Annotated in this window: 14 protein-coding genes; 7 read left to right on the top strand and 7 right to left on the bottom strand. The window is 67.9% G+C overall.

Going from position 1 to position 10,716, the window contains the following annotated elements:
• Positions 1 to 16 precede the first annotated feature (16 nt).
• Positions 17 to 463, bottom strand: coding sequence for a universal stress protein (locus LT965_RS14080; RefSeq protein WP_232701489.1), 447 nt, complete (start codon positions 461 to 463; stop codon positions 17 to 19).
• A gap of 107 nt (positions 464 to 570) precedes the next feature.
• On the opposite strand from LT965_RS14080, the gene LT965_RS14075 reads away from it, so the two are divergent.
• On the top strand, positions 571 to 1,278 hold the full coding sequence (locus LT965_RS14075; RefSeq protein ID WP_232701488.1) for a DICT sensory domain-containing protein: 708 nt from the start codon (positions 571 to 573) through the stop codon (positions 1,276 to 1,278).
• A gap of 37 nt (positions 1,279 to 1,315) precedes the next feature.
• A complete protein-coding gene (locus LT965_RS14070; RefSeq protein ID WP_232701487.1) occupies positions 1,316 to 2,536 on the top strand; it encodes a metal-dependent hydrolase family protein in 1,221 nt (406 codons plus the stop codon).
• Here the strand turns inward: LT965_RS14070 and LT965_RS14065 are convergent, their stop codons facing one another.
• Positions 2,537 to 2,839 (bottom strand): hypothetical protein, encoded by a 303-nt coding sequence (locus tag LT965_RS14065; protein WP_232701486.1) that lies wholly within the window; start codon positions 2,837 to 2,839, stop codon positions 2,537 to 2,539.
• Positions 2,840 to 2,928: 89 nt separating this feature from the next.
• On the opposite strand from LT965_RS14065, the gene LT965_RS14060 reads away from it, so the two are divergent.
• Positions 2,929 to 3,564, top strand: a complete 636-nt coding sequence (locus LT965_RS14060) for a cyclase family protein (RefSeq protein ID WP_232701485.1) — start codon at positions 2,929 to 2,931, stop codon at positions 3,562 to 3,564.
• Positions 3,565 to 3,567: 3 nt separating this feature from the next.
• Here the strand turns inward: LT965_RS14060 and LT965_RS14055 are convergent, their stop codons facing one another.
• Positions 3,568 to 3,801, bottom strand: a complete 234-nt coding sequence (locus LT965_RS14055; protein ID WP_232701484.1) for a DUF8142 family protein — start codon at positions 3,799 to 3,801, stop codon at positions 3,568 to 3,570.
• 198 nt (positions 3,802 to 3,999) lie between these two features.
• On the opposite strand from LT965_RS14055, the gene LT965_RS14050 reads away from it, so the two are divergent.
• Positions 4,000 to 4,293 carry an FxsA family protein gene (locus LT965_RS14050; RefSeq protein ID WP_232701483.1) on the top strand — a complete coding sequence of 98 codons (294 nt, stop codon included), beginning with the start codon at positions 4,000 to 4,002 and terminating at the stop codon, positions 4,291 to 4,293.
• A 46-nt stretch (positions 4,294 to 4,339) separates the two neighbouring features.
• Positions 4,340 to 4,774: a DUF7112 family protein gene (locus LT965_RS14045; protein WP_232701482.1), complete on the top strand. Its 435-nt coding sequence runs from the start codon at positions 4,340 to 4,342 to the stop codon at positions 4,772 to 4,774.
• Between the two features lie 9 nt (positions 4,775 to 4,783).
• Here the strand turns inward: LT965_RS14045 and LT965_RS14040 are convergent, their stop codons facing one another.
• Positions 4,784 to 6,631, bottom strand: a complete 1,848-nt coding sequence (locus LT965_RS14040) for a PAS domain S-box protein (protein WP_232701481.1) — start codon at positions 6,629 to 6,631, stop codon at positions 4,784 to 4,786.
• A 30-nt stretch (positions 6,632 to 6,661) separates the two neighbouring features.
• Positions 6,662 to 7,246, bottom strand: a complete 585-nt coding sequence (locus LT965_RS14035; protein ID WP_232701480.1) for a HalX domain-containing protein — start codon at positions 7,244 to 7,246, stop codon at positions 6,662 to 6,664.
• Between the two features lie 327 nt (positions 7,247 to 7,573).
• Between LT965_RS14035 and LT965_RS14030 the strand changes: the two genes are divergently transcribed.
• Complete coding sequence (locus LT965_RS14030) at positions 7,574 to 8,551, top strand: transcription initiation factor IIB (protein ID WP_232701479.1); 978 nt, start codon at positions 7,574 to 7,576, stop codon at positions 8,549 to 8,551.
• Between the two features lie 61 nt (positions 8,552 to 8,612).
• On the opposite strand, the gene LT965_RS14025 is transcribed toward LT965_RS14030, so the two are convergent.
• Positions 8,613 to 9,158, bottom strand: a complete 546-nt coding sequence (locus LT965_RS14025; protein ID WP_232701478.1) for a DUF1684 domain-containing protein — start codon at positions 9,156 to 9,158, stop codon at positions 8,613 to 8,615.
• Positions 9,159 to 9,245: 87 nt separating this feature from the next.
• On the opposite strand from LT965_RS14025, the gene rtcA reads away from it, so the two are divergent.
• Positions 9,246 to 10,256 carry an RNA 3'-terminal phosphate cyclase gene (rtcA, locus tag LT965_RS14020; protein WP_232701477.1) on the top strand — a complete coding sequence of 337 codons (1,011 nt, stop codon included), beginning with the start codon at positions 9,246 to 9,248 and terminating at the stop codon, positions 10,254 to 10,256.
• A gap of 1 nt (position 10,257) precedes the next feature.
• On the opposite strand, the gene LT965_RS14015 is transcribed toward rtcA, so the two are convergent.
• The gene (locus LT965_RS14015) at positions 10,258 to 10,701 is read right to left on the bottom strand and encodes an NUDIX domain-containing protein (protein ID WP_232701476.1); all 444 of its coding nucleotides are present in this window, start codon (positions 10,699 to 10,701) and stop codon (positions 10,258 to 10,260) included.
• Positions 10,702 to 10,716 lie beyond the last annotated feature (15 nt).

Below are 10,716 nucleotides of genomic sequence, written 5' to 3'. Positions count from 1 at the left end.
GACGGCGGCCGGACTGTTACGTCGTGACGACGGTGACGGCGCCGTCGAACTCGAGGATGATGCGCTGGGTCACGTCGCCGAAGATCGCCTTCCCGGTCGGGGAGCGCTTCCGGCCCGCAATGAAGATGTGGTCGGCGTTCCGTTCGTCGGCGAGGGCGAGCACCTCGTCACCCTTCTCGCCCATGCGGCCGACGGCCTCCGCGTCGATGTCGACGTCCGCCAGTACGTCGCGGCCGACGTCCCGGGCGAACTTCCGGGCACCGTCGACGGCCTCGTCGAGGGTGTAGTTGACGTCCAGGTCGGGGATGCTCGCCATCGCCTCGCGGCGCTCGGAGTACTCCTCGTCGGTGGTGACGTGGACGAGGACGAGTTCGGCACCGACGCCCGCGGCGAGTTCGCCGGCTTCGCGGACGAGGGCTTTCGCGGAGTCGCTGGCTTCGACCACTGCAATCGCTCGGTCCATACCCCAGGCGCTCGGGCACCGACCATAAATGTCGGGGGAGCGCGACGAATGCGGAGGGTCTCGCGGCGGCAACAACGCATTTGTACCCTGCAGGGAAAGCCCCGACAATGAGCCTCCGCGGAGTCATCGACCAGGTTCGTGGGCGCGAGAAGACGCTCACTGTCTACACGGACCCGGAGACGGCCATCGTCTCGGACCTGCGGGCGTACTTCGCGTCCCAGAACGTCGTCGTCGTGGAGGCAGACGCGGACGACCGACCGGAGTACGCGGTGCTCTCGGACGGCGAGGAGTACCTCGCGGCCGTCGGCATCGACGCGCTGCGTGCGCTCACCGACGGGAGCGCGCGAACGGTCGGCGAGGACGTCTCCTACAGTCCGCTGCTGGAACACCTCGACCGCACGACGTTCACGTCGTACAGCCACCACCAGATGGTCCAGGCCTCCCGAGAGATAGAGGACCGGGCGTGGCGTGCGAACGACGGGCGCCTCCACGCAGGGTTCCAGCACCTCTCGAAGTTCCGGCCACAGCGCGAGACGTACACGAACCTCTCGAGAGGCGGCCTCGACGTGCACGTCTACGGGACGCCGGACGTCGACGTCGCGGCGCCGAGCGGCGTCACCGTCCACCGGGAGGACAGCCTAGAGATCGCGGCAACGTGGTTCGTCGTGTTCGACGGCGGCGGCGACGACCACCAGGCGTCGGCGCTGCTCGCCGAAGAGCGCCACGACGGCGGCTACTACGGCGTCTGGACGTACGACGCGGCACTGGTCGAGGAGGCGCTCGACGCCCTCGACGCGCTCGAGCAGTCGGTCTGAGGGCAAGGCTTTCACGCCGGCGCGCGAACGCCGGGGCATGCGAGTGTTCGACGCACCACGAGTTGTCGACGGCAGGCGGGACGACGTCGTCCAGGACGGGCGCATCGTCGTTGCCGACGACGGCACGGTCGAGGCAATCGGCGACCGCGAGGAACTGGACGTCCCCTCGGGCGCGGAGCGGGTAGAGTTCCCCGGCCGGACCATCGTCCCGGGGTTCGTCGACGCCCACGTCCACCTGCAGGGCGCACGCACGCTGGACGTCGAACAGTGGATGACGGTGCCGGAGTCGCTGGCCGCGGCGCGCGCCACGGCGGACCTCCGGTCGCTCGCGGCCGCCGGCTTCACTAGCGTCCGCGACCTCGGAAGTTCGGTCGGTCTGGGTCTCCGAGAGGCCGTCGCCACGGACGAGGTGCCAGGGCCGCGCGTGTTCACGAGTGGTCGCGCGATCTCCCAGACCGGCGGTCACGGCGACGTCCACGGCGCCCCCTACGAGCGAGTGGCGGACGGGACGCCGCTGTCGACGCTCGCGGACGGCGCCGACGACTGCCGCCTTGAGGCGCGCAAGCGCATCCGCACCGGCGTCGACTGCCTGAAGATCATGACCACCGGCGGCGTCCTGAGCGAGCGGGACACCCCGGACGTCCGGCAGTTCACGGACGATGAGATACGCGCGATGACCCGGGAAGCCGACCGCGTCGGTGTCGACGTGGCGGCCCACGCCCAGGGCACGGCGGGCATCGTGGCGGCCCTGGAGAACGGTGTCTCGACGATCGAGCACGGCTTCTCCCTCGACGACCGCTGCCTGGAACTCCTCTCTGCACGGGACGCCACGTTCGTCCCAACGCTGGCCATCATGCACCGCATCACCGAGAATGGAGACGACTTCGGCGTGCCCGAGTGGGGGCTCCGCAAGTCACAGGATGCCCGCGAGGCCCACCTCGAGTCGGTGCGGCGAGCCTACGACGCGGACGTTCCCATCGCGGCAGGCACGGACTTCATGGGGCCGGACCTCGTCCCCCACGGCGAGAACGCCCTGGAGATGGAACTGTTCGTCTCCGAGGTCGGAATGAGCGAGATGGAGGCGCTGCAGGCCGGCACGCGGGTCGCCGCCCGGACGCTCCCACGCGACGACGTCGGTACGCTGGCACCGGGCAACCGCGCGGACTTCGCTGTGCTCGACGGCGACCCGCTGGCGGACATCACGACAGTTCGCGACGTCCACCAGACGTACGTGGACGGCCGACGAGTGCTCGCCTGATCACTCGTACTTCCGCGTGCGTGCCGCGGTGAGCAGGGCGATACAGAGGACGACGACGGCGTAGCCGGCGACGACGACGCCGGTGGTCCGGTCGAGTGCCTCGAAGGCGGCGAACGCCAGGGTGGCGAGCGCGAACGCCACCAGCGAGAGACCGAGAACGCGAGCCAGGGCGCGAGGGTCGGACGTCGTCTCCGGGTCGTACAGCGGCACGGGGTCCATCGACTCGGCGGCGTACAGCGAGCGACCGCCCGCGAGCAGCGCGACGGCGAGGGTGCCGTAGACCGCGGCGACGACGATTCCCATACGGCGTACTGCGCCACGTCGCGCTTAATCCTTGCTACTGTCCGGGAAGTTTTACCCGGGTCCGCGTGGTAGCCGGCGACGACCCACCGATGCCACTGCACGACCTCTCCCACGAACTCGGTTCGGGACTGCCGTACCCGGGCGACCCCGCGGCGTCGGTGACTCCGCACGCCACCGTGGCCGCGGACGGCTACCGGGTGGCCGAGATCGCGTGCACCACTCACTCGGGCACGCACGTCGACGCCCCGGCGCACCTCCAGGAGGACGGAGCGACGCTCGGGGCGTACGACGTCGAGACGTTCCGCTTCGACGCGCGAGTCGTGGACTGCACCGACTACGAAGCCAGAGCAGCGATCGGTGCCGACAGCGTCCCGGAGACGGACGCAGACCTGCTCGTCTTCGACACCGGGTTCGCCGACCGGTGGGGCGAGGAGTGCTACTTCGACCACCCGTACCTGACGGCAGCGGCGGCCGAGCAGTGTGCCGACCAGAACTGTCACGTCGGACTCAACGCGCCGAGCGTGGACCCGACACCGACCGAGAACGCCGGCGGCGACGAACCGGCGGACTTCCCGGCCCACCGTGCACTCCTCGGCAACGGCTGCCTGATCCTGGAGAACCTGACGAACCTCGCTCCGCTCCCCGAACGCGTCGTCGTCCACGCCTACCCGCTGCCGGTCGACGCCGACGGTGCGCCGGTACGAGCGGTCGCCGTCAGCGACTAGTCCTCACTCGACGTCCGTCACGCCCTCGTGGCGGACGAACCCGGACTTGAACGCGATCCACCCGAGCACACTGATGAAGAGGATCGGCGGGAGGATGACGAACCCCCACAGCGGGTTGAGCCCCCAGAAGAGCAGCAACACGACGTCGGCAAGCCCGAGCAGCAGGAACGGGAGGATGGCGAGCGCCGCGTGCTTGCGGTTGCCGCTGGTGGGGTCGTCCGGTATCGGTACGTCCATGTGCGGGGGTTGGTGGGGGACTGGCAAAAGCGAATCGCTAGGCGTGTGAACGAACAGAGCGAGACCACAGACAGAGCGAACGGCGAGAGCAGCGAGCCGTGAGCCACGTGGACGAACGGAGTGAGTCCACGAAACGAGCGAGCGGTGGGCGAACTCGACCCAACCTCCTTCCGTCGGGCGCCCCTACGTTCAGACAGTATGAGCCGGGTCGACTCGGAGTACGAGAGCGGCTCGAACTCGAACGCTAGCACGGAGACGGTGAACGAACCCTTCCTCGAGAGACACAGCCTGGCAGTGAAGGTAGCTGTGTTCTACGCCGTCACACTCGGGGTGTGGGTGCTATTGCGCGGGGTCGTAGAGAGCCCGAACGCCGAGACCTTCACCGCCATCGGGTTCTGGTTCACGGTCATCTTCGCCGTCCTCACCGCCCTGCTGGGTGGCGTAATCGAGGGACTAGAGGTCATGAAGCGGTACCGCCAGCGGGGCAGATAACCGAATAACCGACCTCGTTTTACGCGCGGGCACCGACAGCGCAGGTATGCCCGACCGCGTCACCGACGACAGCGTGCCGACCGTCGTGGGCACGCTCGCCCGCGCAGGGGGCACGCGACGCCGCGAGATCCAGTTGCCAGCGGACGCGGCCGACGACTTCCCCGCAGGCGACGTCGTTCGGCTCGTCCTCGACGGTACGGAGTACCGGACCCAGCTAGCGCGTCTCCCGGGCGGCGAACCGGCGATCCGGGGCGCGTACGAGACGCCGTCGCTCGCTCGCGACCCGGGCAGCGCGGACAACCACCTCGCGACGTGGGTCGACGCGAAGCACCTCGAAGCGGGCCGGTCGGTCCACGTCGACGTCGTCGAGGCCGGCTTCAAGTACGGCGTCCGAGCGCCCGGCGAGTCCGCCAGCTACGACGCCTTCGAACCGCCGAGCGAGGGGCTCGCGGACATCGCACGCTCCCTCGACGAGTCGTAGAACGGGCCGTCAGTCGGCGCGGTTCACGCCGGTGATCTCGAAGCGCGCCCCTGGTCCGTCGGTGGGGACGGCCTCGATGGTCCAGTCGTGGGCCTCCGCGATGTTCTCCACGATGGCGAGACCGAACCCTGTACCGTCGTCCACGGACGTGTACCCCCGCTCGAACACGGCCTCGTGGGCGCCGTCCGGAATCCCCGGTCCGTCGTCGACGACCGCGAATCCATCCTCGCAGTCTGTCAGCGTCACCGTCACGTCCTCGCCGGCGTGCTCGACGGCGTTCCGGAAGAGGTTCTCGAACAGTTCGCGGAGGCGGCCGCGGTCCGCCGCCACGGTCGCCGCGACGTCCGTCGCGAGCGTCGCGTCGGGTGCGTCGACGGACTCCCACGCCTCGGTTCCGACCTCGGCCAGGTCGACCGGCTCCGTCTCGTCGACGTGCCTGCCCTGCCTGGCGAGGTCGAGGATGTCCTCGACGAGCGCCTCCATCCGTTCGAGCGCGTCCTCTGCCCGGTCGAGGTGTTCCTCCTCGCCGGTCTGCTGGGTGAGGTCGACGCTCCCCTGGGCGACGTTGATTGGGCTCCGGAGGTCGTGGCTGACGACGCTCGCGAACTCCTCGAGACGTTCGTTCTGGCGTTCGAGTTCCCACTCGCGTTCCTTCCGCTCGGTGATGTCGCGGATCGAGGACAGCGACGCCACGTCGCCGTCGTAGTCGATGCTGGTGACGCTGAACTCGCAGTACCGAACGTCGCCACTCGGCCGCCTGATGCGCGCCTCGAACGTGCGCTGGCGGCCGGCTTCGACGACGAGTTCCTCGTGGATGGCCCGGAGTTCCGCGCGGTCCTCGGGGTGGATGAGTGACCAGCCCTCGGCGTTCCTGAGCGCCTCTTCGTCCCGGCCGAACAGTTCGGTCGCGCGGTCGTTCACGAACTCGTAGCTGCCGTCACGGAAGATGGCGACCGCGTCGTGGCTCTGTTCGACGAGCGTGCGGTACTTCTCCTCGCTCTCCCGGAGGGCCTCCTCCGAGCGGAGTCGCTTGAGGGTCTCGGCGACGTGGGCCATCAACAGTTCGGCGAGTTCCGCGTCGCGGTCCGAGAACGCGTCGCGGCGCTCGGAGGCCGCCTGGAACACGCCGACGCCCTCGATGGGGATGCTCAGGATGGACCGGTAGTCGGGGTTCGTGGGGTCGGCGTCCGCGTACTCGCTGACGTCCGCGACGATGATACGTTTGCTCTCCTGGAACGTCTCCCCGGCGACCCCCTCGTCCGTGGGGATGCGTTCGGAGTCCGAGGACTCCATGTCCGTCGAGAGCGCCTTCGGGACGAGCCAGTCGCCCTCAACGACGTCGATGCCACAGATGTCGAAGTCGAGGATGTTCTCCGCGGCGTCGATGGCAAGCTGGTAGATGCTCTGTTCGTCCTCGCAGCCGACCATCTGGGCGGCGACGCTGTGGAGTTTCTCGAACTGTCGACGTTCCTCGTGCAGTTCTCCCGCGATCCGCTGGCGGGCCTGCATCTCCTCGGTGTTCGCGATGCCGTGACCGATGGTCTCGCCGACGCCGACGAGTCGCTCGCTGCGCGTCTCGTCCTCGACGGTGTGGTCGGTGGCGAGCGCGAACGTGCCGTAGCGAGTGTCACCGTACGAGACGGGGACGAGAATCCAGTGCCGGCTGTCGCCGTCCACCGTCGTGAATTCGGCGTCGACGGCGTCGGTCGGCGGTCGCGCTCCGTCCTCACCGGCCACCGTGAGTGTCTCGCCTCCTTCGAGGTAACAGGCGGTCTCGTAGCCCGCCGAGACGGCGGCCTCACAGACGCGCTCGCGGAGGTCGGTTGCGTGCTCCGCCCGGTGGATCGCACGCGTCACGGGGCGGAGCAGAGTCCGTTGCTGGGCCATTCAGTCGCTTCCAGTGTTGCCGTTCGGGAGGTCACGGAACGCGACCCGGAAGTCGTCGGTGCCGAACTCTCTCACCGTGTCGTCGATCCGCTCGCGAAGCTGCCCGATGCGGTCGACGAGCTGGTCGTAGGATTCGTCGAGTTGCACGTCGCCGTCCCTGGCTTCCGACTCCAGGAGCGCGCGCTTGGACATCAGCGAGTAGAGCTCCTGGAGGTGGTCGTCGTACGTCGACCGGTGGACGAGCGTGTCCACCACAGTCTGTAGGTCGTCCTGATCGACGGGTTTGATGAGGTACTCGTCGAAGCCCAGTTCGACGACGTCCGTGTTCGGCCTGACGCCGGTGACCATCGCGACGCGGCAGTTGTACTCTGCCTTGCGGATCCGGTCGAGTACCTCCTCGCCCGAGAGGCCCGGCATGCGGCGGTCGAGCAACACCACGTCGACCTCCTCGTCGAGCGTCTCGAGCGCGACTTCTCCGGTGGTAGCCGTGTCGACGTCGTACTGACTGGAGAGCCACGTGGCGTACACGTCCGTGAGTGCCTCGTCGTCGTCGACGACGAGAACACGCGCCTCTTCGTCCGTCATGTGCTTGCTGTGCGTCCCGAGTACCTGGCCAACCAGTCGTGTTAAATGTTTCTCCTGTGCGTCACGAATCGATGGAGAAAAACCCCGCACGACCGTGCAAAACAATTATATTCCTTTCCCTGTCCCGAGGTTACCACACTCGAATCCTTCGGGGGACCAAAAACCCGGATATTTCGAGACTATAGCGATTCTCATAGCCGTTCTGAATGTGTTAACTGTTCGCAAAACCGCGAAAGCTTTAAGTATGTGTCGGCACTATCAAGTAGTACGTTAATACGAGCGGCAACGTGCGGCCGATCCACACCCGCTCGGCGATTCAAACCCATAATGAGTGACACCAAAATCCGAACGTACTCCAGCGAACAGCGACAGACCGAAGAGGAGTCCACTGTAGAGAACGAGAACAGCGAGACGTTCACCTGCCCCGAGTGTAACGGGCGGGTCGTCAACGACGAGGAGCACGGCGAATCCGTCTGCACCGAGTGTGGCCTCGTCGTCGAGGAGGACAGCATCGACCGCGGGCCGGAGTGGCGCGCGTTCAACTCCAGCGAGAAGGACAGCAAGAGCCGCGTCGGCGCCCCCACCACGAACATGATGCACGACAAGGGGCTGTCGACGAACATCGGCTGGCAGAACAAGGACGCCTACGGCAACTCCCTGTCGAGCAACCAGCGCCAGAAGATGCAGCGCCTGCGCAAGTGGAACGAGCGCTTCCGCACGCGGAACTCCAAGGAGCGTAACCTCAAGCAGGCCCTCGGCGAGATCGAACGGATGGCCTCCGCGCTCGGCCTCCCGAAGGAGGTCCGCGAGACGGCGTCGGTCATCTACCGCCGCGCACTGAGCGAGGACCTGCTGCCGGGCCGCTCCATCGAGGGCGTCGCCACCAGCGCGCTGTACGCCGCCGCGCGGCAGATGCAGACGCCGCGGTCCATCGACGAGGTGGCCAACGTCAGCCGCATCGACGCGATGGAGTTCAAGCGGACGTACCGCTACATCGTCCGCGAACTCGGCCTGGAGGTCGCGCCCGCGGACCCCGCGAGCTACGTCCCTCGGTTCGCCTCCGAACTCGACCTCCCGGACGAGGTCGAGCGACGCGCCCGCGAACTCCTCGACAACGCACAGAAGGACGGCGTCACCAGCGGGAAGAGCCCCGTCGGCCTCGCCGCGGCCGCCATCTACGCCGCCAGCCTGCTCACCAACCACAAGGTGACCCAGAGCCAGGTCAGCGACGTCACGGACGTCAGCGAGGTCACCATCCGGAACCGCTACCAGGAGCTCCTGGAAGCGACCGAAGTCGCCGCGTAGAACACGCTCTTACCCCGTCCACGTTTTTGCCAGCGATTCCACCGAATAGCGACTGCGTTGCTCAGACCTTCTCGCCCGCCTGCACTCGCACCGGGAGGCGGTTCTCCGCCGGTGGGAGCGCACACGAGAAGTTCTCACTGTACGCACAGAAGGGGTTGTACGCGAGGTTGAAGTCGAGGACGACGTCGTCGCCAGTCTCGGCGCCCCCGGCGTCCACGTCGAGATACCGGCCGCGGTCGTAGGTCCCCGTGCCGTTCGTCTCGTCGGCGAACGGCACGAACAGCGTCTCCTCGCCCTCGACGCGGAACGCCTCGAGGGTGTGGTGGTCCCCGTGGAGGTCGACCCCGAAGACGGCGACGCGGTCGTACTCCGCTGGCGGGCCGCGGGTGGTCTCCAGTTCCACCGTCTCGGGGGTCTGCGCGCGACTGAATCGCGCAGTGACACGATAGTCCGTGTCGAGGTCGAAGTAGTCCAGCCCCGAGAACGACTCGCGGTCCTCCGGGGGGATGGGGGACTGGTCGTGGGTCGCGAAGAAGTCGTCCTTCTCGGCGCGGTGGCTCCGGATCCGATCCTGCCACGCGCCAGCATCGAAGTCGTCGGCGCTCATGCGTACGGATTTGGGGTTCTGTGTGGTAACGTTGACGGCTCCACTGGGTGACGAATACCTTTTCCCCCCTGCCCGTCTGGTACAGGTATGAACCTTCTAGAGGGAAGCTCGGGCGGCGGTCAGCTAGTCCGGACCGCCCTCTCGCTCTCGGCAGTCACGGGTGAACCGTTCCGCATGCGTCACGTCCGTCGGGCTCGCGCGAACCCCGGACTCCAGGCCCAGCACTGCGCGGCTATCGAGACGGTCGCGGCGGTCTGCAACGCCGAGACCGACGGCGTGGAGGTCGGTTCCGAGTCGTTCACCTTCGAACCGGACGCCGTTGAGGCCGACGACGACGAGGAACTCGTCTTCGGCGGGAGCACGTCCGTCGAGGTCGGCACCGCAGGGAGCGTGCCACTCGTCTTCGACGCGCTCCTGCCGGTCGCCGTCGCACTCGACGAGTCGTTCACCGCTCGGCTGGAGGGCGGCACGGACGCGAAGTGGGCGCCGCCGTTCGACTACTTCCGTCACGTGAAACTGCCCCTACTCGCCGACCACGGACTCGACGCCGAGGCGACACTCGACCGCCGCGGGTACTACCCCCGTGGCGGCGGCAAAGCGACCCTAACCATCCGGCCGTCGACCCTCGACAGCCTCGACGTCACCGAGCGCGGCGAACGCCAGGCGCTCACCGCCTACTCCGTGGCCGACGACGGGTCGGCCGACGCCGAGGTCGCGGAACGACAGCTCGACGCCGTGCCGACGGACGCCGAACAGCACGTGGAGTACGGCGAGGCGGACTGCTCCGGGTCGGCGCTCGTGCTCGCCGCGGAGTACGAGCACTCCCGTGCGGGCTTCGGCGAACTCGGCGAGATGGGCGTCGAGGCGGAGACGGTCGGCGAGAAGGGCACAGACCGGTTCGTGGCGTTCGAGGACGGCGACGCAGCCGTAGACGAGCACCTCGCGGACCAGCTCCTGCCGTTCCTCGCGCTGGCGGGCGGCGAGATCCGCGTCCCGGACGTCACCTCCCACGTCGAGACGTGTATCGACCTGCTCGCCGAGTTCGGCTACGAAGTGAGCGTCGAGCAGGACGGCGACTCGGTGCTGCTCTCGGCCTGACTCAGAGGCCGGGGTGGAGCCGGTCGCTCTCGTAAGCGTCGAGGAACAGATCCGTCGTCGGGTGGAGCGGTTCGGGCGGCGCGTCGAGGGAGAACCACTCGAGCCGGTCCCGTTTTCCAGGTTCCCGTTCTAGGTCGGGTTCGCCGTCCGCAGGGCCAGCGACGCCGACAACCGTCCACGACGTTCCGCTGCCGTAGTGACTGTCGTGGTCGAAGAGGGCGACGACGCGCTCCGGGTGGAAGTCGAGGCCGGTCTCCTCGCGGACCTCCCGCCTCGCGGCCTCGACGGTGGTCTCCCGGGCGGTCTTCCCGCCGGCGAGTAGCCCCCAGAGCCGCTCGTCCTCTTCCGCCGCGGTGCGACGCTCGAACAGCACCTCGCCGTCGCGCTCCACAGCGGCGACGACGCCGACGCGTACGTCCCTGCCTTCGCTGACTGGGGAGGGCATCGTCCGGAACTGTTC

The organism is Halobacterium wangiae (assembly GCF_021249345.1).
Lineage (GTDB): Archaea > Halobacteriota > Halobacteria > Halobacteriales > Halobacteriaceae > Halobacterium > Halobacterium wangiae.
The sequence above is the reverse complement of the archived record's forward strand: the minus strand, read 5'-3'. Positions and strand labels throughout refer to the sequence as shown.

Coding starts and splice junctions, on each gene's coding strand:
- LT965_RS14080 (WP_232701489.1), bottom strand. CDS start 463: ATGGACCGAGCGATTGCAGTGGTCGAAGCCAGCGACTCCGCGAAAGCC.
- LT965_RS14075 (WP_232701488.1), top strand. CDS start 571: ATGAGCCTCCGCGGAGTCATCGACCAGGTTCGTGGGCGCGAGAAGACG.
- LT965_RS14070 (WP_232701487.1), top strand. CDS start 1,316: ATGCGAGTGTTCGACGCACCACGAGTTGTCGACGGCAGGCGGGACGAC.
- LT965_RS14065 (WP_232701486.1), bottom strand. CDS start 2,839: ATGGGAATCGTCGTCGCCGCGGTCTACGGCACCCTCGCCGTCGCGCTG.
- LT965_RS14060 (WP_232701485.1), top strand. CDS start 2,929: ATGCCACTGCACGACCTCTCCCACGAACTCGGTTCGGGACTGCCGTAC.
- LT965_RS14055 (WP_232701484.1), bottom strand. CDS start 3,801: ATGGACGTACCGATACCGGACGACCCCACCAGCGGCAACCGCAAGCAC.
- LT965_RS14050 (WP_232701483.1), top strand. CDS start 4,000: ATGAGCCGGGTCGACTCGGAGTACGAGAGCGGCTCGAACTCGAACGCT.
- LT965_RS14045 (WP_232701482.1), top strand. CDS start 4,340: ATGCCCGACCGCGTCACCGACGACAGCGTGCCGACCGTCGTGGGCACG.
- LT965_RS14035 (WP_232701480.1), bottom strand. CDS start 7,246: ATGACGGACGAAGAGGCGCGTGTTCTCGTCGTCGACGACGACGAGGCA.
- LT965_RS14030 (WP_232701479.1), top strand. CDS start 7,574: ATGAGTGACACCAAAATCCGAACGTACTCCAGCGAACAGCGACAGACC.
- LT965_RS14025 (WP_232701478.1), bottom strand. CDS start 9,158: ATGAGCGCCGACGACTTCGATGCTGGCGCGTGGCAGGATCGGATCCGG.
- rtcA (WP_232701477.1), top strand. CDS start 9,246: ATGAACCTTCTAGAGGGAAGCTCGGGCGGCGGTCAGCTAGTCCGGACC.
- LT965_RS14015 (WP_232701476.1), bottom strand. CDS start 10,701: ATGCCCTCCCCAGTCAGCGAAGGCAGGGACGTACGCGTCGGCGTCGTC.